Origin of the sequence: Pseudoalteromonas sp. NZS71_1, from assembly GCF_015864305.1 — a bacterium.
GTDB lineage: Bacteria > Pseudomonadota > Gammaproteobacteria > Enterobacterales > Alteromonadaceae > Pseudoalteromonas > Pseudoalteromonas arctica.
Genome location: NZ_JADYXM010000001.1, coordinates 605,456 through 630,950 on the forward strand (window position 1 = coordinate 605,456; position 25,495 = coordinate 630,950).

Genomic DNA, 25,495 nt, shown 5'->3' on the forward strand with positions numbered 1-25,495 from the left:
TATGGAAAACTATTTATTTGAGCTTGCTCATTTAGTACTGCGTTACTTTCATGTTATTGCTGGTATAGCCTGGATTGGCGCTTCATTTTATTTTGCATGGCTTGATAACAACCTACAAACACCACCGCAATGGAAAATAGATAAAGGCATAAAAGGCGATTTATGGGCCGTGCATGGCGGTGGCTTTTATGAAGTGGCTAAGTATCAAAATGGCCCTGAACAAATGCCTCATACCCTGCATTGGTTTAAGTGGGAAGCGTACACAACCTGGATCACCGGTATATTACTATTTAGCTTACTTTATTATGTTGGCGCCGATGTGTACTTAATTGATAACAGTAAAAGTGAGCTAAGTAAATTTGCAGCTATTGGCGCATCCCTTGGTTTTATTGGCTTAGGTTATGGTATTTATCGTTTATTGTGTAAAACCCCGCTGGTTGAAAACGGCAAAGTGTTTATTGCTGTAGTTATTGGTTTATTAGCTCTGTGGACTTTTGGGGTTGATCAATTATTTAGCGACCGCGCTGTGTATATTCATGTAGGCGCACTCATTGGCACGTGTATGGTTGGCAATGTGTATCACATTATTATGCCAGGGCAACGCTACATGGTGAGTGAAGTAGAAGCCGGCCGTATACCCGAATCGCTCCCAGGTTTAAAGGCAAAGCTGTGTTCTATTCATAATAACTACGCCACGTTACCTGTGGTATTTATTATGCTTAGCAATCACTTTCCTTACACGTATAGCCACAACTTTGGCTGGCTTATTTTAATTGCGCTGTTTGGTATTGGTATGTGGATACGCCATTATTTTAACTTAAAACATCAAGGCGTTAATAAACCTTCAGTACTTATAAGTGGTATTGCAGCATTTTTTGCCCTTATGTTGGCAATAGCACCTTGGCCCAGCAGTACAACAAATGCAGACGAAAACGCGCCTTTACAAGCAAGTATTACCGACGCACAAGCGTGGGATATAATCAGCAAACACTGCACGCAGTGCCATAGTGAAACACCTACCTCTGAGCTTTTTCAAACAGCGCCGCTAGGCTTTAAGCTCGACTCTATTAGTGATGTAAAAAAATCCAGCACGCTTATTCATACCCGCGCGGTTATAACCAAAGACATGCCACTGGCTAATATGACCCAAATGACTAACACAGAGCGCGAAACGCTCGAGTTTTGGCTCACGGCACTTAAAAAGGAGCAATAAAATGAGCGAGCAATTTAAAAACTACCCACGAGACTTAATTGGTTATGGCCCACATGCGCCTCATGCAAATTGGCCCAATAAAGCACGTATTGCCGTGCAAGTGGTATTAAATTACGAAGAAGGCGGCGAAAACTGTGTATTACATGGTGATGCAGCCGCTGAAACGTTTTTATCAGAAATAGTCAGTGCTCCCCATGTAGAAGACCGCCATATCAGCATGGAGTCTATTTACGAATATGGCTCGCGCGCGGGCGTGTGGAGGTTACTGCGTTTATTTAAAAAATACGATATACCGGTCACCATTTTTGCAGTGGCGATGGCCCTTGAGCGCCACCCCGATGTAGCTAAAGCCTTTGTTGAAGCAGGCCACGAGATTGCAAGCCATGGCCTGCGCTGGATTAATTATCAAAATATAGATAAACAAACCGAGCGCGAACATATGCAACAAGCCATTGACGTCATTAAAAAGCTTACAGGTAAAAAGCCCAAAGGCTGGTATACCGGCCGAACTAGCCCAAATACCGCAGCCCTTGTAGTTGAGAATGGCACATTTTTATATGACGCCGACGATTACAGCGACGACCTACCTTTTTACAGTATTAAAGAAGGTAAGCCACAACTCATTGTGCCCTACACGCTCGATGTAAACGACATGCGCTTTGCTGCCGTACAGGGTTTTAATGCAGGGGATCAGTTTTATAATTATTTAAAAGATGCCTTTGATACGCTTTATGAAGAAGGTGACCCAGAAGGTGAAAACACCCCAAAAATGATGTCGATAGGTTTGCATTGCCGCTTAATTGGCAGACCAGGAAGAATAAAAGCATTAGCACGGTTTTTAGAATATGCCCGATCGCATGAGCAGGTTTGGTTTGCCACGCGTGAACAAATAGCCGAGCACTGGCTTAAAACCCACCCGTATAAAAAAGCATAGTTTATATTTTTTAAAACATAAAAAAGCCCAGCAAAGCTGGGCTTAAATTACTTTAGGAGTAGTGAAATTTATTCAAAAGAAACGGTGATGATATTCGAACACACATTTTCTGTTATACATAATTGGTAATCGTACGATGGTAATGTAGCTCCACGCACGTAATCACGGTAGCGACCATTATCTGCAGTGGTATCAACTAGCTCACCATTACGGTAAACGCTTAATGACTCTGCACCCACTTCTTCCCAGCTAAGTTCTACACGCATCGTACCTAGGCGTGTTTTATTAGCGCGTTTTAAGTTCAGTTCAAGGGTCACGTCACTTACAACAACGGCTTGGGTAAATGTATCTGTATTACCTTCACTGTCAGTAACAGTTAGTTCTACATCGTAACTACCCGATTGCGCATATGCATGCACAGGGCTTGAATCTGTTGATGTAGCGCCATCGCCAAAGCTCCAGCTCCACTGTGTAATGTCGTTATTGGCATCATTGCTTGTATCTACAAACGAGGCTGTTAAACCTTGCGTATCAACAGTAAAGCCTGCACGTGGCGGTTGTGCACTTACTTCGCCTATAGCGCTAAGCGTAAGTGACCAGCCATTAATATTACCTGTGTCTGCACCCGCTGTATCCACAGCATTTAACGTCCAGTCGCCTGTTGCTACTTCACTGTTAAATACGCTTGATGTAAATGTTTTAATAATATCATCTTCGCTGCCACCTTCATTACTCTGTAAAGTTACCTCAGAGCCTTGTGGTGAAATTAGCGTAAGGACTATATCGCCAGACCAAGTATGCGTAATATTTACATCAACAGAAGTACCAAAAACAGTTAAATCATCTGAAATTGTAATTACCGAATTAGCACCTTGTGGATCATTATCAGGAATCGCCACATTTTCTTCGCTAGTATAGGTGTAGTCATTTAAACCAGCAGGTTGAAGCATTAAGCTTACTGTTTTTTCTTTAACAATATCATCTGATGTTGCTGTAACAGTAAACTCATAATTACCCCATGGCGTATTTCCATTGGTCTCAACACTAAGCTGTACTGTTTCGCCAGGGCTTGCAGTTAGCTCTGATAAATATGCACCAGTAAGGCTAGATTCTAGTTCAAGCGTTACTTCACCATCCCACTGAGCAATAGAACCAATTTCAAACGTATAAGTTGCAGACTCACCAACTGTTATTTGTTGTGACGCTGGCGTCACAGACATTTTAAAGCTTGGCGTTGGATCGGCATCTAATAACGCCTGATTTGCGTTTAGGCGCGTGCCCGCAAGCGTTTTACCTTGAAGTGCAGCATTAGCGTCACCGCTACTCATTAGTAACGCTTTAAGCTCTGATGTTGTTAAATCAGGGTTTACTGACAACACAAGAGCAGCAACACCGGCAACATGAGGTGTTGCCATTGAAGTACCTGAGTAATTTGCATAGCCATTACCCGGAACTGTTGACAAAATACCAGAGCCTGGTGCTCCCATGTCAACACTTGTCGCGCCCCATTGTGAAAAGTCTGATAAGTTATCATTGCTATCAGTACTGGCAATTGCTAATACACTCTCGTGTTCATAACTTGATGGATAGTGAGGGTTTGCATCATTATCAACTTCGTCATTACCAGCAGCAGCAACAAATAATATGTCAGCTTGCTCACTAACAGTCATAGCATCCGCTAACGCTTGGCTATAACCGCCACCGCCCCAGCTATTGTTTAAAACACGTAAGTTTACACCTGAGTTTTTAAGATTAACCATATAGTCGATACATTTTATTGCATCTGATGTTGAACCATTACCAGCGGCATCTAAAAACTTACAACCAACAATAGAAACTTCATGGTTTACACCCACAACACCTGTAGAATTATTACCGCTTGCACCAATAGTGCCTGATACGTGGGTACCGTGACCTTGGTCATCCATTGGGTCGCCAGCATCCGTAATTGCATTAATACCGTGAATGTCGTCTATGTAACCATTGCCGTCATTATCAATACCATCGCCTGCAATTTCGCCAGTGTTAACCCACGCATTGTCAGCTAAATCAGGGTGACTGTAGTCAACACCAGTATCAATAACACCAACTACAACATCGCGACTACCAATTGAGATTTCCCATGCTTCTGGCGCATCAATATCTGCATCGGCAATGCCGCCTGTTTGCCCTTCATTATTTAGGCCCCAAAGTTCATCAAAACGTGGATCGTTAGGTGTATTGGCAGCAATACTAACGCGGTAATCTGGCTCAACATATTCAATTGCTTGATGAGACTTTAAACGCTCAATAGCTTCTTTAGTACTCATGCCAGATACTTTAAATTTAGCAAGGCGACCTGAGAATAATGATGTGAAGTTATCATCAACTTCATCATTATTTAAATCTGTAATTTTTGCTTTAACCAAGCTTCGTGCTTGTTTACGCATTTGAGGTGTTGCATTTTTTTTATATTTAACAATAACAGAGTCACTGCTTGCAGCTGCTTGTGGAAGAGCTCCTGCATCAGGTAATTTAGCCGAAGCCAAACAAGGTAGTAAAGCAAGCGTAATAATAGATAATTTTGTTTTCATTGTTCTATCCATAGTTGGGTTAGCTTAGAAGCACTAAGCGGGTTTGTTCACTATTTCAAGTACAAGGGATCACGTGGCAAGTTATAAGCAAACTAGTAAATACGATATTTGACAAGTTAAAAAGTTAAAAAGAATTAAAAATCATAAATTTTGACCAGTTTGGCTATAAAAAAAACACTAAACACAGTCATTTTAATGAACTGCCCCATTACAACCTTACCCATTATAGGGTCAAACTTTTTTACTGCTTTTGCTTACTATTACATTAAAACCCACCAGTTACACACATAAACCGATGATAATAAAAGGTTAATTATTTGGTAAAAAATGATGATTTAAGAAAATGAAATAGGGGAATACAGTTAATGGGTGATTATGAATTTGAGCTTAAACTTTGTTAGTTCAATATTTATGACAAATTAAAACTTAATTATTTATAGTCACATATTACGCTTCACCTACTTCTAAAGTTACGCAAGCGGATCACAAAAAATATATCGGCACGGCATGCTGAGACAACAAATACCTTATTAAAACCTATAACATTTAGGGTATTTGATTTTAATATTTCAAGGAGAAAATAATGAAGTTGAATAAATCACTTTTAAGTTGTGCTGTTGCAATAGCAATGGGTACCAGCTTTGCCTCATATGCAGATACCGACAACAAATCAGCATCAAACTCAGAACTTAGTACAAAAATATCTATACTTAGCACCGCTAATTCAATGACATTGGCACAATCGCAAAATAATAACACCGCGATTTTAATGCAAGAGGGAGATAGTAATACTATTGAGGTTTCGACTACTGGAAACGAGAACACAACAGAAGTTACTCAATTACAATCAGGTAATTATGTTGGCGTAACAACAATTGGTAACAACAACGAGCAAGTATATGCCCAAGATGGCGTTGCCAACGGTGTAATTACCGAAGTTACTGGTAATAATAATTACCTAAATGTTTTGCAAAGTGGCCAAGGCTTTTTTGTAAACAACGAAGCTGTCAACATGATTGTTGGTGACGACAATATCGTTGATGTAGAGCAAGGCACTGGTGGTCATTGGTTTTACAACTTAGATATGAAAGGTAATGGCAACGAAATCAGTTCATTACAAACAGGTGAGTGGCATGAAGCTGAATTAACCTCTGTAATGGGCGATCAGAATAGTCTGAGTCTTGAGCAAAACGGTTACTGGAATACCTTCAAAGTGAGTTCTTTACAAGGCAATGATAACGAGCTTGATATTGAACAAGACGGCGATCGTAATACTGTTACCTTCACTGATATTTTAGGCGATGCAAATGAGCTTTCAATTGAACAAGAAGGCAATACTAACGCAGTAACATTTGTAGCTGTATTAGGCGATGAAAACGAAATTGATTTAGACCAAGAAGGTTCTTTAAATACTATCGAATCAAACTTATTCGAAGGTCAAAACAACGAAGTTACAGTAACTCAGGTTGATTTAAGCAACTCAACAACCGTTGATATTATTGGTGACGATAATGAATTAACGGCTACACAAGTTGGCTTATTAAATGATGCTTACATGGGCGTTTTAGGTACCGATAACGAATTTATGATTAACCAAGTAGGTGAATCAAATTCAGCACACGTTGTTAACTTTAATGGGTCTGAAAATGACGTTAACGTTATTCAGTCTGGCCAAGAAAACACTGCTGTTGTTGAGTCTTCATATCCTGATATATCTCTAACATCAAACGACAACGATATCGATATTATGCAAAATGGTTCTCAAAACGAAGCCATGGTTACACTTGCAGGTATTTTAGATAGCAACATGAACCAAGTTGACCTAGCTCAAACAGGTGAAATGAACGTAGTTGATATGATGGTTGAAGGTAATGGCCACAGCATTGATATTTCACAAACTGGCGAAGGTAACTGGGTAGTAGGAATGGAGCAACCTGCATTTTTAGTAGGTGGCGAAAACGTTTCGTTTAGCGTAACTCAAATGGGTAACGATAACATTGTTGAAGGCGCCGTAATTGGTTTCAACAGCACTGTTTCAGTGACCCAAATTGGTGACGGTAACGTGACTTCTATTACTCAAATGTAATTATTGAGGTTGGGGAGAGCAACTCTCCCCATTTAGTTATGCATAATAATAAAAACCATTACCAAGTATTATTACTTACGCTTTCTCTGTTTTTAATGCCCGCATCTTATGCCGCTGAAGAGTTGGAGATTGACGGCCTACTACTTGATAGGAGTATTAGCCGCTTTGGTCATCAGTTCTATTTTGAGTTTTCTAATTACTGGCGAGATCTCCCTTCAACTGCAGGTTTTAACATTGAAATTAAAGAAACGGTCATTCCAAAAGCAGGCACAAAGCTGTCGTTAATAATGAATAACCAACTTGTTTACGCAACTTATTTAGGTAGACGACTAGAGCCTTTAAATGAGCGTGTGGAGCAGGCTGTTTATACAGTGATAGATGCAATGGCTCGCGAAAACATGGCAGTGTCAACACCCGATATGGCTAAAGATGGATGGTAAAATGAAAAATATAGCCCTTATAATAATAACAACATTAAGCTTTTCAGCAGCAGCAACTGAAATAATTTACACCCCAATTAACCCAAGCTTTGGTGGTAACCCACTCAATGCAAATATGCTGTTGAGTAAAGCCCAAGCTCAAAACAAGCATAAAGCACCGGTAGTAGAAAAAGGTTACGCTGAACAATTTCAAGAAACTCTAGAGCGCACCTATTTAAATCGTATGGTAAGAGAAATTACCGATATGGCATTTGGTGAGGACATAGAAGATAGCCTTTTCAATCAAGACTCCATATTTATGAGTGGCGATTATCAAATTGAAGTTATAACCAGCACAACTGATTCTATTACAGTAAGAATAACAAATATAATTGATGACACCGTGGTGATCATTGAAGTACCGAGGTTTGGATAATGTATAAACTACTAATAACAATAATATTAATAGGATTGAGCGGTTGTGCGAGCCTAGGGAACTTAATCCCACCATCGCAACAAAAAGCAGTTAGTTTAGAGCCAACCGAATTATTCGCAGATCTGAAAAACTTACCTAAACCTGTTGGCAGTATTCCGGTATCTGTTTACTCATTTAGAGATCAAACAGGTCAATATAAGCCACAAACTAACGTTAGCTCATTTTCGACTGCCGTTACTCAAGGTGCTAACTCAATACTCATACAAGCATTACATGAATCTGATTGGTTTACGCCGGTAGAGCGTGAAGGTTTACAAAACATTTTAACTGAGCGAAAAATTATTCGTGCAGGCCAAGCCGATAATCCTAATCAAGCTGATTTACCTCCGCTAACAACCGCTAAAATCATTTTAGAGGGCGGTATCATAAGCTACGACACTAATGTAAAAACAGGTGGTTTGGGTATGGAATACTTTGGTATAGGCGCATCAGAGCTTTACCGTGAAGATGCTATTTCAATATACTTACGCGCTGTTGATGTTCGTACAGGACAAGTACTACTAAGTGTAGCCACCAGCAAAAAAGTACTTAGCCAAGAAATGCGTGCAGGCTTTTTTAGATACGTAAGCTACAAACGACTAGCAGAAGCAGAAGCAGGCTTTAGTGACAACGAACCTATGAGCATTTGTGTTACCCAAGCAATAGAAAAAGCACTCACAGATCTCATAACAAAAGGTATTGATAAAGGCTTATGGGCTAAAAAATCAGCATAAACTGACTTCCTAAATTAACTAAAGGCTACATATTGTAGCCTTTATAAGTTGTGTGGTTAGTGATTTGAAAGTACTTCGCTAACCCAACCCTTATAAAAATCTAAAGGATAAATTTTTTACTTAAATAACGTCTTAATGGCTCTACTCTTATTTAGCCATTGGCAGCAAAACAGATATATAGCGCTGCGCCCAATTAGCAAGCTCCACCCTGTTGCGTGAGTTAGTTTTTTTAAACGCACTGTATAAATGTGTTTTTACAGTGTGGTCGCTAATGTTAAGTTTATCAGCGATTGTATTGTTACTCGCCCCCTGTGCAATTAAATGAATAACAGACTTTTCTCGTTTTGTTAAATGATCGTAATCGTCCTGCTTTAATTCAATGTCGTCGTGTAAGCTATTAAACGACGATGCCACGGCTAAAATATCGTTAAAAGCTTTTGAAATCACTTTACGCGTAAACCAAAGCTCGCCAGTATTAACACGAAGTAACCCTTTAAAAATATCTTCTGGTGGATCAGATTTATAAAAAACACCATTAAAATGGTTAAGCAATAAGTTTTGCTCGCACACATCTTCTTTATCAACATTAAAGATGACAACGCTATAGTGTTTAGCTAAACAAATAAGGTCAGTCGGAATAAGGTCTTGCCATTTGCTTTTAGCACCATCTATTAAAAACAAATCATAATTTGTGCGCTGCTCAGCTTTAGGAATAACCTCGTCCATTTTAATATCACCAAACAAAGCTTGTAGTGTTCTTAAAATAGCGGTGTAGTTGTGTGAATGAAAAGATGATTGAAACGTTGTTTTTACAAATACCGAGTTTTTATGGGGCATAAATTTCGTCCTTGAAACATTTACACTACATTACCTAAATCAAATACAACTTACAATGGGATTTTGATATTAAAGTACTGTTATTCTTTCTCATCCTAAAATAGATAAAAATCAATTAAATCAATTAAATCAATGTAAAACCTTCATCAATTTTATTTTTAAAATTGCTTTTATAAGATAAATAACAGATCGGATTAGTGGCTTAATAACTTATAAAGCCTTAAATATGCATTAGCCTAAACTAACTTTTAGGATCAATTATTCTATACTCGCTTTTAGTTTATTTAGCGCATCAACCGAAAAACCTCGATCATAAAAATATAAAATTTCGCCGCTGTTATTTATAAGTACCACACGTGAGTTATTTGGGCTTTGATTACCTGTAAACTTTTGTACCGCTTCACCATCTTTATAAATAGTGATTACCCCACCCCATAATTCTTTAGGGATGCCTTTGCGCATACCGCTGTCTATAAATGTACTAAACATGCGTGGTGCCATGCCGGCAATGGTTGGTAGTTCGTATGTAGGGAGCGTTACACCCGCCATATCTAAACCAATTAACCAACGGTCTATATCAAACTGACTATCTTGCTTGTACCCAATGAGCAGCAGTGTTTTATCTGCTTTAAAATCGCTGGGTATAGCCACCATGCTTTGCTCTAAACTTTCGCCGCTAATGCTTGGGAACTGTTTACCTGTTAATTGCTGGTTTGGATACTGTGTTGTACATGCACTAAGTAGTAAAAATGCAAAAGCACTTAATGTTAATTTGATCATAATAAACCTAATATTTATAAATTTCATAATGATACGTTTAGTATGGCAGCTGAGATCTAAAAATGCTGATTAGTTATATAATTTTTAAATTTAGACGCCGTCATGGGCTTACCATACTTCCAACCCTGTCCATAATGCACACCCGCCATTTTTAAAATAGCTTCTTGCTCAGTGGTTTCAATCCCTTCTGCCACACAGGTATAATTAAACTTATGCACAAGTTCCATAATATTTGGGATCATAGAGGCTTTTAAGCCCTCAGTTGCTATATCTTGAACAAACGTACGATCAATTTTAAGTTGATGAAAGCTCAAATTTTGTAAGTTTCTTAAATTCGAATAACCCGTACCAAAGTCATCTAATGATAAGTTAAATCCCGATTCAACTAAGGTTCTAAAATGAGCATGCGCAATGCTTGTATCAAGGTACTCGTCTTCAGTTATCTCTAAACAAATAATAAAGCGTGAGTTGGTAAGCTCTGTAATTTGCGGCAGTAACGACACATTACCCAGCTCTACATCACACGGAAATATATTAAGCGACACTTTAAAGCCTTCTGGCAATAACTCTATAGAGGTTAACTCTTTTATTGTGGTAGCAATCATTGCCTCAGTAAAAGTCCAAGTTAAATTATTTTTTCTAATAACCGGAATAAACTCATCTGGAAATAAAGCACCGTACTTATCTTCAAAACGTGCAAGTACCTCGCAACCAATCAGCTTGCCACTTTGCAAACAAATAATGGGCTGGTAAGTCCAATAAAATGATCCCTTTTTAAGCCCTTTACGAATACGTTGATTGGTAGAGCGGCGTGCAGCAATCCTCGCATCAACTATTAACGCACTCGATATGCCCGCTAAACAGGTTAAAATTAACGAAATTATTAATAATAAGTGATTATTAGAAAAAAACAGACTCCAAGGCAAGTGCACTACTACACAATATTGACTACTTGTAGAACTGCAAACTGAGTTAGTTTCGTAAGGAAAGAAAACGCTGTTTTTTACCTGCTGGTACAACCCCTCTTTACCTGCTAAATGATGCAAAGCATTTGGTGTTTTATAAATAACTTCCCAATCTGGCGCAGTAATTCCGATGTTGGTAAAGGGCGTGCTCTGCATAATTAAATTATAGTCCCCTTGTCTGACTATAATTACCTCCATAGGGCGCTCACTAAATAATAATAGATAAAGCTCTGGCTCAAAACGAACCCTGACCTTCTCACCATCTCGAATAAAGTCAGGCTGTTTGTCGTTAATTGGTTTACTTAATAAGCCTGCACCAGTAGTGCAAACTAGCTGGTTACCTTTAAAAAAGCCTATATCAATTACATATTTTGCATCAAATAAAGCGCGGCGCATCTCAAGAAGGGTTGTGTTGTCACACTGCTTAAACGCAAGCTTATTTAATGGGGTAAGAATTCGACGCCTCTCTGCAATTGCACCTTCTACATGAGTGAGAATATACTCAGCGTCTGACTTTGTTTGTGCTGTTAACTGCTGCGCTGCAAAATTGAGCAAAATAAAACAGCCAATTACAAAAACTAACCCTCCGGTTAAAATGGCTATAATAGATTTTTGTTGGTACTTTTTCATAGCATCTCGAAGTTGTTAATTTATATCACTACTTTATTAGATGATTGCATAAGTCGCATTAAATTCAAACAGATCGATTCAAAAATTATTGAACGAATTTTGAATAAACTGAGTGATTTTAGCGCTTACCGTTAAATGCTGATTACTTTCAAAGTGAATCCCATCACCGGCTGTTACATTAATAAATGTATTAAAATCAATAAAAGTACATTTATTATTAGCCGCAACGCTTTTAAATGCACTAGAGAGCTTTGTTGCTTTTGTATCTGCACCTTCGTAAATACGCGAATACTGCTCGGTGATTCTTATTTTAGGTGGGCTAGCAATAATAATTTTAGGAGATTTTAAAGTACTACCTTGCTGATAATAAATATGTATTGAGTTAATTAAATCATTTAAGCCACCTGCTATTAAACTAGGTGTTAAATTAAAACGTTTTTTAAGATCGTTTGTACCAAGGGCAATAATAATAAAGTCGAGCTCATGCTTATCCAAATAAGGCTTTAGATAACTAACACCATTAAGCATGCCATCAAACGGTGGATTATGCACTAACGTGCGGTTAGGCTGCCCTGCCTCTATTACGTTAAAGCCACACCCTAAGTTTTTATTTAATAACGATGTCCAACGGGTATTTTCATCAAAGCGTTTTCCCGTTACAGGGTTTAAACCCCACGTATTAGAATCACCAAAGCAGAGAATATTTTTTGTCATGTTAATTATTAAAATGGATTGAGTGTATAACCCTGCTGTTGCAGCTGGGCATGTGCTGTCATCGCCGAAAGTGACATTTGCACACCTTCAATTAGTTGTTCTGGTGCTACTTTATAATGCGTAGCCGATTGCCCACACACATAAACCACGGTGTTATTGGCCAACAATTGTTTTATTAAACTTTGATTTTTGTTATCCGCTTTAAAACGTTCTTTATATTCACTATTAGCCAATACATCAATGCTAGCACTACCATGTACCACTAACGCTAATTTAATGTTATCTGGCTTTACACCGTGTGCTACATGCATATTAATAAAACGTGCAAGTGAGTTCATTGAATTGTTCTGCTCACCTTTTTTAGCGCCATCACCAACATCAAAGGCTATTTTGAATACCGTAGAGTCATTTATCTGAACATGCTCCGGGACACTATAAAAGTAACCAAAGTCTTTAATAAGGTTTTCACCCGCTTGCGAAAATGGGCTTATAAGTAAAAGCAATAATAGGTATTTCATAAACAATCCTGTGTTTTAAATAAGTTAACCTATTTATAAAACTAACAGAAGCAAAGAAAAAAGGGCAGCTTATCATGCTGCCGATTGAGTGTTTTTATGATGGTGGTTAATAAACTGCATACCTAAATAGCTAAATGTTCGTTTAAACATTTCTACAAAAATATCAGGCGCTTCAAGCGATGATGCGTTTGATAACAACGAAAAATCTTTATTACGTAAAGCCCGTAACTTCGGCTTCAAGGTTTCGTCATCCATGTAATCTGTGATCCTATCTATAAAAGACTTCATTTGTACCGTAGTGTTATACCAATAAACAGGAGACGCGAACACCCAATGGTCGTACTTTAAAAGCACTTCAAATAGCGCGTAAAAGTCATCATTTTTATAGTTTTTGTCATAACAATACGGCGCAATTTTATAATCATCCAGACAAATTACGCGCACATCATTTTGCTCGGCAAAGCTATTAACATGGGCTGTGGTATTGCCGTTTTTTCGTGCGCTTGAATAAATAATAACAGTATTACGCTCAAGTTTTTGTTGCATTTAGTTAGCTCCTTTTTTAATGTGGTAGAAGCTTAAAACCTCAAGTTATATTGAGGTCAACTGAAGGATTAAAATTATGCCACTAGGACAAAAAAAATTAACCGAAGCTAACCTAACCGTTGGCTATGTAGCAAAAAGAAGTGGTGTAAAAGTATCTACTCTTCACTTTTACGAAACTAAGTTTTTAATTAAGAGCTGGCGAAATAATGGTAATCAGCGACGTTATAAACCTGATGTATTACGCCGTGTAGCTGTAATAAAAGCAGCTCAAGCGATGGGAATTACGCTCGATGAGATTAAAAACACCTTAGCGACCCTACCCGACAACCGCACACCAACAAAACAAGACTGGTCAGCACTTTCAAAACATTGGCAAGCGCAACTTGATGATCGAATTGCGCATATGCAACGCCTGCGCGACAAAGTAGACGGTTGTATAGGATGTGGTTGCTTATCACTTAAAAGTTGCCCAATTTACAATAAAGATGATCATTTAGGCGAAAATAAAAGCGGCGCTGTGCTTTTAAATACATAGTCTTTGCCTGTATAAAAAGTTCTCCACTTTTGTATAACAAAATAAATACCCCTCTTAGGCGTTGGGTCAACAACGCCTTAAATATAAAGGCTAACTACGCCTCATTATTGAGTTATTAAAGAAGGTTTTTTTAGTCCGTTTATTGGTAATACGTTACTTTGCTAACAAAATAGCCTCAGGTACTACAAAAACTCTCTATTCATTAATATAGAGTCATGAAGTTTCTTGTTTAGTTGGATCGCTAGATGATTTAAAAAACCATTTAAAATTTAGGGGAAGGGCTATACTCGAATGGTTTCTTTAATATATGTAAAAAGTATATTCAATGTGGGTAGGAGCATTGCTAACTGGTTAATTTTTAAGTATTCTTGTGCGCCTAAAAAGGAAGTAAATATTCAAGGAACAAACTGTTGGAACCAACTAATCACACCCCTGAAAACAATACAAAACCACCTGTAGTTACTCAAAAATTTTCGCAAGCCCTTAAAACGGTCGATCACAAAGAACTAAAAAGTACTGGTTTTTGGCTAAATCAATTTTTTATGGTTATTTCTACTATATTCGGCGTGTATTTAGCTGCTCAAAGCGGCTTAGAACAAGCGCTTAAATTTGACTCATTTAGTAAAATGGAAGATAACTACTATTTGCGCACCTCCTTATTTGACGAAGTTGCTGATAATGCAAACAGTATGGAAGAGTATGCTAATTTACTTGCAAAAAGCCCATCAATAAAAGAAATTGAGTATTTTGAACCAACACTCGAAAAGTACATTTGGCAAACGATGCAGTACTCTCCAACTACACTCGAAACCCCAAGTGAATTATTAACGCAAATACGTCGATTTTACTCAAGAGCTAAATTTTTAATAGACGCTGTAGCTAATAAAAGGATTTCCGCTAGACAAGCAGCTGAAGAATTAAAAGAGATTACTAATTTAATTAAAACTCAAACACTCCCTGCATTAAAAAATAGCGCTAAACAATTAAAAATGGAATTACAGCAGAATGATATTTCTGTTGGTTCGTTAAAGGAACTTACAAATGCCAACTAAAAGCTGTCCACATTGTAAAGATCATCCACTAGAAGTAACCAATTATCAGGGTGAAGAAATAGATATTTGCCGTGAATGTGGTGGCTTATGGTTCGAAAAAAATGAAGTAAATCGCATGATTTCCGAGATAAATGACGGCCCAGAAGGTGATAAATTTGAAACTCACTTTGGTGAGCCATTAGGCGTTTCTGAGCTTGACTGCCCTGATTGTAAAAAAAGTTTAGAACGTTTTCACTTACTGGAAGCTTTTCATACCGAAATTGATGTTTGTAGACACTGCGATGGCACCTGGATTGATAAAGACGAACTTGAAAGTGTTGAAAAAAGCCCTGAAATAAAGATGAGTTTAGGCGAGCTAAATCAAAAAGTGAGTTGGAAAACCTACTTGTTTCAATTTTTAACGCAAATGCCTGTTGAATATAATATTAAGCCACAAAAGACTCCTTGGGTAACTCGCGGTCTTATTGTTTTAAATACATTGATTTTTGCACTTTATTTTTTAAACCCGAGCTCATTCAGCTATGTCATTGATAACTTTGCCATGACACCTGCAGATTTAAGCAAAGGTAATGAGCTATGGACTGTATTAACTTGCGTATTTTTACATGGTTCAATAATGCATTTAGTTGGCAATATGTACTTTTTATACATCGTTGGCGATAACTTAGAAGACGTGTTAGGCCATAAACGCTTTTTGTTATGGTATTTAGCCTGTGGACTACTCGCATCGTTTGCAAGCTACATTGTAAGCCCAATGTCTACAATTCCAGGCGTGGGTGCAAGTGGCGCTATAGCCGGTTTATTTGGCATGTATTTAATGTGGTTCAGACACGCAAGCCTTACTTTTATGTTTATAATTTATCAGAAGAAACTTTCTGCGGTATGGTTCTTCGCTATTTGGTTAGGATTTAACATTTTTGGTGCAGTAACAGGCCCCGATGGCATTGATTATGGCGCGCATATTGGTGGCTTCATAGCTGGATTAATTATTGGTTATATTTTAAAAAGTAAAATATTAGAGCAAAACCCTATTATTCGTCTGCTAAATCAAAAAGAAGCGCAACTTAAACGTTAATTAATTTAATAAAGTCATCAATAATAAATTGGTGACTTTATTAAATCTCACTACATAAACTTATAACTTACAGCGAGTATATACGGTAAAAAAATGTCCTGTGTTTTTAATCGGTATATCGTATGTTATTGGCTCTTCAGTAAGCTCGCACTCTAAATTACTTAAGTTATCAGCAAATAAGCCTTGATGCTCTGTAAAAAGAGTATTTAGAACCCATAAAACTGAATCATCAGTATTTTTATTTTTTATATGAATACTTTGCATTAAAGAGCTATTAAAAAACATGTTTGAAGGCTTTGAACTGCGTATTTTTTTATTATTAAAATAGAAGTAACCATTGCTGTCACTTATAGCTTCATCAACATAAGTATCGCCATAAATTAGCTCTCTTGTCACTGTAACGCCTTGTTGAGGCTCACCATTGCTTAATAATCTGCCTTTAATAGACAACGACAACGTAACGTCTTGCTTGTTAAAAAAGCCAAACATATCTGCATATCCTTGCATTGGTATTAATAAAAATAGAATAAGTGTTAACGTCACGCCTGCTGTTCTTGTCTTGATCATAAAAATCCCTCTTGTATTTGTATTTGTATTTGTATTTGTATTTGTATTTGTATTTGTATTTGTATTTGTATTTGTATTTGTATTTGTATTTGTATTTTTATTTTTAGCCTAACAACAAAAGCGAACTTGTGACATATTTTAAATCGCTATTCTTAGGATTATGCCTATATAGATTTAGCTGATTTACTGGCGATATTAAAAATAACTACAATAATAAAGTCTAAATATTTATACATTGCTATAAGCGAGATAAGCTGCTCTTAAAGTATGCAGATTAAGGTGGGGTCTAACTTATTGCCTTTACATTACACTTTTATGAAACAAAAGGACTTATACATAGTTGAATAAATAGCGTTAATCAACACAGTTATAAACCCGATTCACTACGCCGAATATCTGTAATAAAAGCCGCTCAAGCTATAGGGATTACACTAAACGAAGTTAAAATACACATGTAGCGGCGGAGCGATCCCGTTGATAGCTTTTTTATACTGTGGCTGTTTATCACTTAGAAGCTGTCACCTTTATATAAAGACAAACATTTTGGGGATGAGAAAAATGGAGGCATATTATTAAATAAACGAATTAATATTAACTAGAATGTAATAAAACGTTGAAAATAACTAAAAATTAGGTATATATTTTAAATTATAAAAATAAAAACTCTTAATTATTGTATTAATGACATTAAATAGCTACAAAAAATAAAGCCTTTTAGAAAAAATACTAAAAGGCTAAAGCAATTATTTTTTACCAATTAGTTCTTTAACAATCGCATTCATTTCTAGTGGCATTTGCGCCAGTATTGAATCATTGTCATTCGCTAAAACTAAATCTTTTTCAATATAAGATACAACTTCTAAATCTTTAACATTAATTACGCCACCAAAAGCTGTAACGCGTCTAACGCCTGGAACTGGAATCCCACCAGTACTATCTACGTGTAAAACAATCACATTTTCAAAAGAAAAGTTTTTATCATTAATAACACCTGAACTCTTAAGTGCTTTAGTTAATTTTTCCATTGAATACTGTAAGTCAGTAGCAATTTTTTCTCCATAGTGATTTATTTTATAATCACCTTTGCTTGCACCGCGGCGAATGCTTTCACCTAAAGTCCAAGAAAGATTGCCCACCACACTATATAACTGCTGAGCTGAAATAACTGAAGTACCATATTGACCGGCAACACCAGCTGTTATAGCTAAGCCAACTTCACTGCTGTTACCAGGCACGCCATGCAATGAAACCGGAAAGATTAAAGCAGGATTGTTAGTAGATAGGTTGATTGGTTGTTCATATTTATCATTAACTTTTAATTCAGTTGACATACAACCAGTCAAAATTAATGTACTTGTAAGTGTAACCGTAGTTAATACTTTTTTTAAAAATGTATTCATTTCCATCCTTTTTAATGTTTATTGTTATTCCCGCGCAGAATTATACAAATTATTTCAAAAAAAACAACATTAAAATAACAATCTAAGACTAATTCAATTGTTGAAAAAAAGGCAATAAATAAAATAAAAGAACATATAAACCCTATTCATAATTTAAAAAAATAATAGTAAAAATTAAATTTATGAGTAGGAAGCGACCTTTACAGAGCCAGGTCTTTATATACTTAATTCTAAAGTTATACTATTTGGTGTTAGCTTAATTAAACTAGACAGCAACTCTAATTATATAAACTAAACTGCGCCATAAAAGGCACTCAAGGGATCCCACACGTTAATTGCATAAATAAACGTTTCGCTTTGTATTTCCAATTAAGTGTTTGTTTTCGCTCGGGCTCAGGCGTCCACCGTAACCATGGTTTGGTGATTTCGGGTTGTGGCTCGTCGTTATACCAATCTATTTTGTATGCCTCAGCATAAATTTCTGTTTGTTGTGCAAAACTCATGTCACGCCAGTAAACCTCAGGGCGATTGTTGTGCTTATCAAACTCAGCGGTAATTGAATCTAGGTGGCTGTAACCCTCATATTCAGGTATATTAGGTAATGGCTTTGTGTTATCCATAAAGCGAACTAAACGCTCCCAAAGCAGTAAACAATAAATTGGGTTTTGTGCTAACTCTGTCACTACAATCGTCATTTTTGTTTGCGGGTATTTATCTATATCTTTATGGGAGAGTCTTGGAAAAAATGCCCGCGAGCCCGACTGCGAGGTGCTTTCGTTTACCAATACACATTTCATATCTCGCCAATCAAAACAGCAATTACCAAATTCATCGCGCTCGTCACAACCAGGAATATTAAAGGTGTAACCGACTTTACCTGTTTGACGATCAAAATATGCTAACTTAGGAGGTGCCATACGATCCCAAAGTGGTTGAAGGTTTAAAAATGTAAGGTTAAAGCCGAGTACTAAATACAGAAACCATCATGAGAAGGGCTCGTCTGAAAAAGGAGCTACTAATAAAAAAGTGCAACGACTAAGCTACCACAAAACCCCAAAAACATGGGACCAAATATAAGTGCTCTCATGGGGTCATTACCGCATGAATGGACTTGAAAGCGCTGGGGTTGTGCCTTTAGGCCTAACTTATCGATATATAGCCAATCATAAAGAATACATAATCCACCAAATTGCTTTGTAAGACTTTTGCTTGTTTTAGCATTAAAAATTGTTTTTTAGCCAGCGGGCCACCTAAGTACTTAAATATATTCATACTATTTTCACTAAATAATCTAAGCAGCACTAATGCTGCCTAGGTTTAACTTCCTTTTATGATTGTTAAAGAACTACGGTTAGTTAACCGATTTAAAACCCTGGTTCTTCATGAAAAATAGAAAGCTGTATCTAATTTTTTCAACAGCTTACAAATCTATCATCAAAAATGAAGTGAATTTTTGCCACAACGTTTTCCCAAACTTAACTTCACTCTCAGGCTTGATGTTATCTGCGTATTTCCATGGAAATTTAAAAATATCTGGCGGTGTTAGCTTTTTAATAGGTTTTCCCATCAATATGTTATCGAGCTGTTCTTCATCATTAAATTCTTTTCTAAGCTCATCATCTGCTTTAGATATTTTTTTTAAAAATGCTTATCAACTCGATACCAAAAGTACTTAGGTCGACCATCGGTTTTATCAAATTCAGCGGTTGTTTTATCAAACTCACGGTAATATTCAAATTGCGGGATATCTGCTAAAGGCTGGGTAACATCCATAAAGTTTTGTAATAATTTCCAATGTTGAAAGCTGCAAGCTATCTCATTGTTGTAAGCAACATCATAACGCTGATCTTCTTTATAATTTAGAAGCGTAAGCCCCTATGTGGAAAGCCACTTTTGGGATTATGTGTAGCTTTATAATAAGCATTAAATTCTTCAAAGCTTAAATAAACAAAGCTCTTTGCACCGCTTTTAGGTATTTTAACTACACCTGTTTTACGATCGAAAATAACTGCTAATTTAAAATTAGATCTAAAATATGGCCATATTACCCAGTTTGAAATTTTTGAAAAACACCAAACAGATAACAACACAGTGTAACTATCAAATGCCTCTGCAATATCTCCAAGAAAAAACTAGTAATAGGAAAAGCTAGCAAAAGAAACAGTATTGATATGTGGAATATCCCCCAAGCGAAAGTTAAAGTGTCTATGAAACTTACAGGGTTAGAAGCCAAAGGTAATTCCAGTCGGCTCTCATTTTGACTAAGAATACTTCGATGCTGGTTTGCTGCACCACTTATATTCAATTTATATTCTAATCTTTGAGAGTTATCAAAACAGTGCCCAAACACATTACCTCTAGGGAATAACGCTTGCTTACTTTGATAACAGCAATACATAGAGTCCCGCTCATCAGTCGCTATTTCATTCCTGAATTTTGGGTTTTTCTTACCTCTGTAAGCTGTGTCAGCATATTCTATTTCCTTTATTATCTATGCCTTATCTGACATTTAATCCGCGCACCACTTTGAAAGAGTTTCCGAATTAACAATAAACCTAGGTCCTCTTACTAAACAAGAAAACTGTGTTACTAAATTTGCATTTAAGACTGATAATTTATGTTTTACGAATGCGCTACTTTCATTTGATCTGGTAAATGCAAAACTAAAATGGGTGTGTTTTTTTTCTGCAGAGAACTAAATACTCTGCTACTTCTTCATTAATACTCTTCAATAACTCCGGATCAGTATCGGCATAACCCGGCCGTTGAAAGTTATATTCAAGGTGATGGTTATATATATAACTTGAATTAATATCGGTTAGAAATAGCGATTTACTTTCGCCAGGGTAGCCTCGATAAAAGTTGATGTTAAAGTTCATTTTTCTTGTTCCACCTTGAGATGGTAACAGATCACCTATTGGTATTTTAAGGACTGATATATGGGTAACCTCAGACTCAAGTTCAGCAATTGGTTCAATATTCACATATTTGCAAACTCTATATGAATCACCATGTCGCAACGACTCATTTTTTGTAAGAATAAAGCTAACTTCTTTATCTTCAGTGATATCCATTAAATTAATAATTAAAAAATTCAACCCTTCTCTAACAAGATTTTGATTAATACAGATATCAAACTCTGTGTTATTTACTTTAATTAAGCATGGTTTTTTTAAATTTTCTCTAAAAGTATTTTCATTTCCAATATTTACTAAAATAATAATAACAAACAGAAAAATAGTTAAAATTAATATCCACATAGCTATATCCCTATTAATAACTGCCGTATTGAAACCAATATATCCCCTATTGAAGCAAGTACATTCATTTTTTTATTACGCTGTTTAGCGCTAAATTGAAGCCAAGGACAAACTAGATCGTATATATCAAGCATTTTTTTTGATAATTCATACTGATCATCATAAAACGGATTATTAATCAGCTCTCTTTCAATATCTCTTTGTTGTTCGTATGAAAAGTCACACCAAAACCGCTCTGGTCGTTTGTTTTTTATATCAAACTCTTTAGTAGATTGATCGTTTTTTCTATAGAGTTCCAAATCTGGCGAGTCGGGTAATGGTAAAGTTAAATCTAAATAACGCTGATACCTTGCCCATTGCTTAATTACATCATCAACGGTGCCATGATATTCACTTAACGCGTGAATATGTACCCAAGGGACGTCATTGTATTGAGCAATATTTTCATGAATAAGTACTAGGCTTGCTATTTTACCGACTCCTTGAGTTTTTGTTAAAAAACGTACGTTGAGTGAAAATTCACCTACGGGGAATGCAGCATTAGCAAACTCATCTTTAAAAGGAGGCTCATTGTTTGTCTGTTCTGTAAAGTTGATTGTATTATTCAACCTATCTAAATAAACCAAATCCTCATTTTTTGAACTAAGTCTATAATAATAAAATGAACTAAAGTTGCATACGATAGCATTCCAAAACATAAATATTATTAAGCCTAGCCAAGTCGGCATTCCAAAAAACTCATCACTGCCAAATACAACTATAAATAACATTAAAAAAGAAATAATAAACGGGAGAGTATAAAAAAATATATCTAGCCTTTTCCTCGCATTCAAACGCCGTCCAACAACTAGATATTTAGATTTATCTGCTAGGCTTGATTTTTCAAAGCTTTCAGCTCTAGCCCTTTCATTAACAAAGTATCGTCTAACTACATTTATACCAAAACAATCAAACCAGAAACTTTTATCCCTATCAAACTGCTCTGATTTAAAATAAGGTAAAATGCGGTTTTGATACAATCTGGGCGAGATTTTTTCGGCAAATGAAGTATAAAATGTATAGTCCATGAATTCCCTTTTTAGCTTATCCCTATTCTTGTTATTTACTTAATTATTATAAAAAATTAAGACGGTTTTTTAGTTTTTGCCTCTAAATTAGATCTCATTGTTAGTTTTAACTAAATTAATTCCATATACTTTACGATATAGCAACGACAATAGGGAAAGTAATGTAATTAAAATAAACCACGTTATATTTGAATTTAAAAAAGCGCTTTTAATAAAAGAAGCTGATATGAAACTCAGTGTATTAAAATCTATTTCACCTTTAATATAAAGACTTAAGAAAGGAAATAAAATCATAATAATTAAAGAAAATAAGATTAAAAAACTGACCAAAAAGAATGATAAGAGTTCTTTTTCAGCAGCCACCCCAGTAAACAAGCCTGTTTTATCTAATGTTTTTAAATAATTTCGAAAATTAAAAAAACGTTCACTTTGGTTCTTTTCTTTTTTATCTTTTGTCTGTTTTAAATTAAAAAAATGTAACAATGACAAAATCACTCCACCCTCAATCAAGTAATAAAAAACATAAGGGTAATCACCATTGATAACTATAAAAAAATTAGACAAAACAAAATAGACACAGAGGTTAAATTTATCAGCCGTTTTTAATACTAAAAAAAACACTATAGACATTACCAGTGGTAATAAAAAATAATTAAACTAGACAGCCACTCTAATTGTTCAAGCTAAACTGTGCCATAAAATCTACTTTTTAAGTTAAAAACTTACCTTTCCTTATCTATTTCTTTTATTTAATTCATTAAATAAAACATTACCGCTGTTAAACCTAAATTACATGCACGAAAATAACTGCATGATGCAGTTGTGATTTATTACTGAATAATTTCACCTAGCAGTCTAAGTTTATGCGAGAAGCTTTTGGCAGTTACTGATGTTCGCTCGCCGTTTTCTGTTTAAATTTTCACAGTAACCTGCTTGTGAGGATGGTCTCCCAACTGCACCATGAAATACACGTGTAAATTGGGTTGTGAGTTTTAACCAGTTTTCTGGCGATATATTCACTCTTTCTAGTAAAGGCAAATGTGTACTTTCAATATACCCTCGCTTATCTTCTCGTATACAACGTCCTGTTAATTCAACAAGTTCAAGGTACGATTTAAGCTCAAACGGGAGTCCTTTTGGCATGATTTTACGTGACATGCCTGCAAAGCGGAGCAGTTTTTTTGGTTGTTTACCCTCTTTTGCGTATGTTAGTCGCTTTTGAACGCTGGTATGGTCAGATTCTTCTGGAGTGTTAGCCATTTTAGCTCTAATTGGGTTTAAATCGACATACGCCATACAGGCGGCAAGGGATGCTTCATCTAGTAATGCTTGTGACGTAAAACGTCCTTCCCAAAATCTACCTGTGCAGTTATCTTCTTTATTTGCTCTGCGGGCAATGCTTTCATTTAACAACCGCATAAACCAACTTATGCTGGATAGCCTTTCTCGGTATTGCTGTACTGTTTGATTAAAAAATATGAGTTCTATTTTGCTTAGCTTTTCGCCCTGGATGTATTTTTGTGTAATCAATGTACCTTTACAAAGCTTATGCCAACGAATAACAATGGCTTTGTCATTCAGTCTATTGGCTTTTTTATCATCAACATACAGTACTAAATGTGTATGATTACTCATTACGGCATAAGCACACACATCAATACAAAATACCTTCGCTAATTCAAGTAGCTTATCTTCAACCCAGCCTCGTCGATGTTCGTAAGACTTACCTGTAAAGTGGTCTTCACCACACAGAAAGGCACGTCGAACACACCGTGAAATACAATGATAATATTTCGTATCAACCAAACTTACTTGGCGCTTTCTTGCAATAGCCACAAGCCACCTGCCTATTTATTGTACTTGCTAAAATTTAGTCACTAAATTAAAAAAGCGCAAATTTAGGATGGACGTCTAGTTTATTTTGGTGACATCACCAAACTTCACGCCTGTTTACTTGGCAGTCATCAGGGTCTAAATAAGGTTTTAGCTCCTCAGGAAAAGCGTGTTTTTCTGTTATATCTTTATCGATTTTGAAGTAATGCTCTATCGATTGGTATAAGTGCGTGCCAAGTGGGATTGATGTATCCATAAAGGTCATGGCTGTGGCGTATGCCAGTGAATCCCATTCACGATTTGAACCACCCACATAAAAAGTAGGCTTGGTAAAGCGATAATGTTTAGGGTATTTTAACGGCACCATAAGAGATACAAACACGCGTGAACCACCACGGGCTGAGCCTACATTACGCTCATTGGCGCCATAGCAAACAATGTCTTCGTAAGGTAAATAAAACGGTTTTCTGAATAATGTATACGGAGTTTTTACAAGCCCGGTATGACGATTAAAATAAAAATTATCTCGGTGCGCTAATATGGCCCGGTGTTTCAGCATATAAAAACCAACAATAAACATAGGTGCATATATAGCAAATGGCACCCACCGATAATCCTCCCACACAAAACCAATAACACCCAAATCAACGAAAAAAAACAGAACTGCAGCGACCATTAACAAGAAGCTTAGAGCAGTAAATAAATTTGACCACCCTCCAAACCATGAAATAGCCAACTGCTTACCATCGCTCTCTACCCAATGTCCCTCAAGCGTTGAGCCACGATTAGGCGACTTGAGCTCTGCTGCATATTCATCAGTAAAACGCTTACTTTTAAACGTACGAGCTTTGAACCTGCAACCATTGAGTGCTTCGGCTTTTTTTAATCGCGTTTCATAGCTGTCTTTATGTAAGTAGTCTCTTGGCAGTTGCTCTTCGTAGGTTGCTCTATCATCACGGTATCTTCTTTCCTTTCTAGTTCGCTTTCGTATTTCAGCCACTTTCTCTGGGTTATTTTTTCTAAACTCTTCTCTGCGCACTACAGCTTCTTCATCTAACGCCAGTTGCTTTATGGTTTTATCTTTCGCTCTTGTAGGGTCCCGATTTGGGTTTTCAACGCACCACTGTTTAATTGCGTTAATACGGTTTTCTCTTTTTATTTTTTCTCGTTCTTCGTGAGTTAAACCATCTTCCTCTTCAGCAATATAGCGCTCAACTAGCTTATCAAGTATTCTTTCGTCCTCTGCGTTTTTATCATCTATGTTCATAGTTACTCCTTTACG

General features: G+C 36.5%; 25 protein-coding genes. 9 read left to right on the forward strand and 16 right to left on the reverse strand.

Going from position 1 to position 25,495, the window contains the following annotated elements; all coding sequences use genetic code 11:
• The first annotated feature begins 1 nt into the window (after position 1).
• The gene (locus tag I6F43_RS02585; protein ID WP_101216333.1) at positions 2-1,213 is read left to right on the forward strand and encodes a urate hydroxylase PuuD; all 1,212 of its coding nucleotides are present in this window, start codon (positions 2-4) and stop codon (positions 1,211-1,213) included.
• A gap of 1 nt (position 1,214) precedes the next feature.
• A complete protein-coding gene (puuE, locus tag I6F43_RS02590) occupies positions 1,215-2,147 on the forward strand; it encodes an allantoinase PuuE (RefSeq protein WP_165721736.1) in 933 nt (310 codons plus the stop codon).
• A 68-nt stretch (positions 2,148-2,215) separates the two neighbouring features.
• On the opposite strand, the gene I6F43_RS02595 is transcribed toward puuE, so the two are convergent.
• Positions 2,216-4,720, reverse strand: a complete 2,505-nt coding sequence (locus I6F43_RS02595) for a S8 family serine peptidase (protein ID WP_197100855.1) — start codon at positions 4,718-4,720, stop codon at positions 2,216-2,218.
• 583 nt (positions 4,721-5,303) lie between these two features.
• Between I6F43_RS02595 and I6F43_RS02600 the strand changes: the two genes are divergently transcribed.
• The 4 genes from I6F43_RS02600 to I6F43_RS02615 are packed head-to-tail and all read left to right on the forward strand — an operon-like array spanning position 5,304 to position 8,434.
• Positions 5,304-6,806, forward strand: coding sequence for a curlin (locus I6F43_RS02600; RefSeq protein WP_165721738.1), 1,503 nt, complete (start codon positions 5,304-5,306; stop codon positions 6,804-6,806).
• Positions 6,807-6,844: 38 nt separating this feature from the next.
• On the forward strand, positions 6,845-7,246 hold the full coding sequence (locus tag I6F43_RS02605) for a curli production assembly/transport protein CsgE (protein ID WP_007584407.1): 402 nt from the start codon (positions 6,845-6,847) through the stop codon (positions 7,244-7,246).
• Positions 7,236-7,661, forward strand: coding sequence for a curli assembly protein CsgF (locus I6F43_RS02610; RefSeq protein ID WP_007584408.1), 426 nt, complete (start codon positions 7,236-7,238; stop codon positions 7,659-7,661). Before I6F43_RS02605 ends, I6F43_RS02610 begins: the two co-directional genes overlap by 11 nt.
• Positions 7,661-8,434: a CsgG/HfaB family protein gene (locus tag I6F43_RS02615; protein WP_007584410.1), complete on the forward strand. Its 774-nt coding sequence runs from the start codon at positions 7,661-7,663 to the stop codon at positions 8,432-8,434. Before I6F43_RS02610 ends, I6F43_RS02615 begins: the two co-directional genes overlap by 1 nt.
• Before the next feature lie 147 nt (positions 8,435-8,581).
• Here the strand turns inward: I6F43_RS02615 and I6F43_RS02620 are convergent, their stop codons facing one another.
• From I6F43_RS02620 to I6F43_RS02645, 6 genes are all read right to left on the reverse strand, one after another.
• Positions 8,582-9,271, reverse strand: coding sequence for a response regulator transcription factor (locus I6F43_RS02620; protein WP_007584415.1), 690 nt, complete (start codon positions 9,269-9,271; stop codon positions 8,582-8,584).
• Between the two features lie 258 nt (positions 9,272-9,529).
• A complete protein-coding gene (locus tag I6F43_RS02625) occupies positions 9,530-10,051 on the reverse strand; it encodes a hypothetical protein (protein ID WP_165721739.1) in 522 nt (173 codons plus the stop codon).
• Between the two features lie 56 nt (positions 10,052-10,107).
• A complete protein-coding gene (locus I6F43_RS02630) occupies positions 10,108-11,646 on the reverse strand; it encodes an EAL domain-containing protein (RefSeq protein WP_165721740.1) in 1,539 nt (512 codons plus the stop codon).
• Positions 11,647-11,724: 78 nt separating this feature from the next.
• Entirely contained in the window at positions 11,725-12,360 is a 636-nt protein-coding gene (locus I6F43_RS02635) for an SGNH/GDSL hydrolase family protein (RefSeq protein WP_165721741.1), read from the reverse strand.
• A gap of 8 nt (positions 12,361-12,368) precedes the next feature.
• A complete protein-coding gene (locus I6F43_RS02640; protein WP_165721742.1) occupies positions 12,369-12,878 on the reverse strand; it encodes a DsrE family protein in 510 nt (169 codons plus the stop codon).
• A gap of 72 nt (positions 12,879-12,950) precedes the next feature.
• Positions 12,951-13,424 (reverse strand): flavodoxin family protein, encoded by a 474-nt coding sequence (locus I6F43_RS02645; protein ID WP_165721743.1) that lies wholly within the window; start codon positions 13,422-13,424, stop codon positions 12,951-12,953.
• Between the two features lie 76 nt (positions 13,425-13,500).
• On the opposite strand from I6F43_RS02645, the gene soxR reads away from it, so the two are divergent.
• The 3 genes from soxR to I6F43_RS02660 all read left to right on the forward strand — a co-directional run bounded on the left by soxR (position 13,501) and on the right by I6F43_RS02660 (position 16,086).
• Complete coding sequence (gene soxR, locus I6F43_RS02650; protein WP_165721744.1) at positions 13,501-13,959, forward strand: redox-sensitive transcriptional activator SoxR; 459 nt, start codon at positions 13,501-13,503, stop codon at positions 13,957-13,959.
• Between the two features lie 410 nt (positions 13,960-14,369).
• Entirely contained in the window at positions 14,370-15,011 is a 642-nt protein-coding gene (locus I6F43_RS02655; RefSeq protein ID WP_165721745.1) for a hypothetical protein, read from the forward strand.
• Positions 15,001-16,086: a rhomboid family intramembrane serine protease gene (locus I6F43_RS02660; protein ID WP_165721746.1), complete on the forward strand. Its 1,086-nt coding sequence runs from the start codon at positions 15,001-15,003 to the stop codon at positions 16,084-16,086. The genes I6F43_RS02655 and I6F43_RS02660 overlap by 11 nt, the downstream gene beginning before the upstream one ends.
• A 60-nt stretch (positions 16,087-16,146) precedes the next feature.
• On the opposite strand, the gene I6F43_RS02665 is transcribed toward I6F43_RS02660, so the two are convergent.
• The 9 genes from I6F43_RS02665 to I6F43_RS02700 all read right to left on the reverse strand — a co-directional run bounded on the left by I6F43_RS02665 (position 16,147) and on the right by I6F43_RS02700 (position 25,480).
• Positions 16,147-16,653, reverse strand: coding sequence for a DUF6795 domain-containing protein (locus I6F43_RS02665; protein WP_024592003.1), 507 nt, complete (start codon positions 16,651-16,653; stop codon positions 16,147-16,149).
• 743 nt (positions 16,654-17,396) lie between these two features.
• The gene (locus I6F43_RS02670) at positions 17,397-18,053 is read right to left on the reverse strand and encodes a hypothetical protein (protein WP_165721747.1); all 657 of its coding nucleotides are present in this window, start codon (positions 18,051-18,053) and stop codon (positions 17,397-17,399) included.
• A gap of 314 nt (positions 18,054-18,367) precedes the next feature.
• Positions 18,368-18,970, reverse strand: a complete 603-nt coding sequence (locus tag I6F43_RS20050; RefSeq protein WP_231613996.1) for a hypothetical protein — start codon at positions 18,968-18,970, stop codon at positions 18,368-18,370.
• 721 nt (positions 18,971-19,691) lie between these two features.
• Complete coding sequence (locus I6F43_RS20225) at positions 19,692-19,826, reverse strand: hypothetical protein (protein ID WP_269435315.1); 135 nt, start codon at positions 19,824-19,826, stop codon at positions 19,692-19,694.
• A gap of 890 nt (positions 19,827-20,716) precedes the next feature.
• The gene (locus tag I6F43_RS02680) at positions 20,717-21,313 is read right to left on the reverse strand and encodes a hypothetical protein (RefSeq protein WP_165721748.1); all 597 of its coding nucleotides are present in this window, start codon (positions 21,311-21,313) and stop codon (positions 20,717-20,719) included.
• Positions 21,314-21,315: 2 nt separating this feature from the next.
• Positions 21,316-22,380: a hypothetical protein gene (locus tag I6F43_RS02685; RefSeq protein WP_165721749.1), complete on the reverse strand. Its 1,065-nt coding sequence runs from the start codon at positions 22,378-22,380 to the stop codon at positions 21,316-21,318.
• Between the two features lie 87 nt (positions 22,381-22,467).
• Positions 22,468-23,001, reverse strand: coding sequence for a hypothetical protein (locus I6F43_RS02690; protein ID WP_197100857.1), 534 nt, complete (start codon positions 22,999-23,001; stop codon positions 22,468-22,470).
• A gap of 240 nt (positions 23,002-23,241) precedes the next feature.
• Positions 23,242-24,216 carry a transposase gene (locus tag I6F43_RS02695; RefSeq protein WP_197100859.1) on the reverse strand — a complete coding sequence of 325 codons (975 nt, stop codon included), beginning with the start codon at positions 24,214-24,216 and terminating at the stop codon, positions 23,242-23,244.
• Between the two features lie 94 nt (positions 24,217-24,310).
• On the reverse strand, positions 24,311-25,480 hold the full coding sequence (locus I6F43_RS02700; RefSeq protein ID WP_206006138.1) for a hypothetical protein: 1,170 nt from the start codon (positions 25,478-25,480) through the stop codon (positions 24,311-24,313).
• Between the last annotated feature and the right edge of the window lie 15 nt (positions 25,481-25,495).

Coding starts and splice junctions, on each gene's coding strand:
- I6F43_RS02585 (WP_101216333.1), top strand. CDS start 2: ATGGAAAACTATTTATTTGAGCTTGCTCATTTAGTACTGCGTTACTTT.
- puuE (WP_165721736.1), top strand. CDS start 1,215: ATGAGCGAGCAATTTAAAAACTACCCACGAGACTTAATTGGTTATGGC.
- I6F43_RS02595 (WP_197100855.1), bottom strand. CDS start 4,720: ATGAAAACAAAATTATCTATTATTACGCTTGCTTTACTACCTTGTTTG.
- I6F43_RS02600 (WP_165721738.1), top strand. CDS start 5,304: ATGAAGTTGAATAAATCACTTTTAAGTTGTGCTGTTGCAATAGCAATG.
- I6F43_RS02605 (WP_007584407.1), top strand. CDS start 6,845: ATGCATAATAATAAAAACCATTACCAAGTATTATTACTTACGCTTTCT.
- I6F43_RS02610 (WP_007584408.1), top strand. CDS start 7,236: ATGGATGGTAAAATGAAAAATATAGCCCTTATAATAATAACAACATTA.
- I6F43_RS02615 (WP_007584410.1), top strand. CDS start 7,661: ATGTATAAACTACTAATAACAATAATATTAATAGGATTGAGCGGTTGT.
- I6F43_RS02620 (WP_007584415.1), bottom strand. CDS start 9,271: ATGCCCCATAAAAACTCGGTATTTGTAAAAACAACGTTTCAATCATCT.
- I6F43_RS02625 (WP_165721739.1), bottom strand. CDS start 10,051: ATGATCAAATTAACATTAAGTGCTTTTGCATTTTTACTACTTAGTGCA.
- I6F43_RS02630 (WP_165721740.1), bottom strand. CDS start 11,646: ATGAAAAAGTACCAACAAAAATCTATTATAGCCATTTTAACCGGAGGG.
- I6F43_RS02635 (WP_165721741.1), bottom strand. CDS start 12,360: ATGACAAAAAATATTCTCTGCTTTGGTGATTCTAATACGTGGGGTTTA.
- I6F43_RS02640 (WP_165721742.1), bottom strand. CDS start 12,878: ATGAAATACCTATTATTGCTTTTACTTATAAGCCCATTTTCGCAAGCG.
- I6F43_RS02645 (WP_165721743.1), bottom strand. CDS start 13,424: ATGCAACAAAAACTTGAGCGTAATACTGTTATTATTTATTCAAGCGCA.
- soxR (WP_165721744.1), top strand. CDS start 13,501: ATGCCACTAGGACAAAAAAAATTAACCGAAGCTAACCTAACCGTTGGC.
- I6F43_RS02660 (WP_165721746.1), top strand. CDS start 15,001: ATGCCAACTAAAAGCTGTCCACATTGTAAAGATCATCCACTAGAAGTA.
- I6F43_RS02665 (WP_024592003.1), bottom strand. CDS start 16,653: ATGATCAAGACAAGAACAGCAGGCGTGACGTTAACACTTATTCTATTT.
- I6F43_RS02670 (WP_165721747.1), bottom strand. CDS start 18,053: ATGAATACATTTTTAAAAAAAGTATTAACTACGGTTACACTTACAAGT.
- I6F43_RS20050 (WP_231613996.1), bottom strand. CDS start 18,970: ATGGCACCTCCTAAGTTAGCATATTTTGATCGTCAAACAGGTAAAGTC.
- I6F43_RS20225 (WP_269435315.1), bottom strand. CDS start 19,826: ATGGATGTTACCCAGCCTTTAGCAGATATCCCGCAATTTGAATATTAC.
- I6F43_RS02680 (WP_165721748.1), bottom strand. CDS start 21,313: ATGTGGATATTAATTTTAACTATTTTTCTGTTTGTTATTATTATTTTA.
- I6F43_RS02685 (WP_165721749.1), bottom strand. CDS start 22,380: ATGGACTATACATTTTATACTTCATTTGCCGAAAAAATCTCGCCCAGA.
- I6F43_RS02700 (WP_206006138.1), bottom strand. CDS start 25,480: ATGAACATAGATGATAAAAACGCAGAGGACGAAAGAATACTTGATAAG.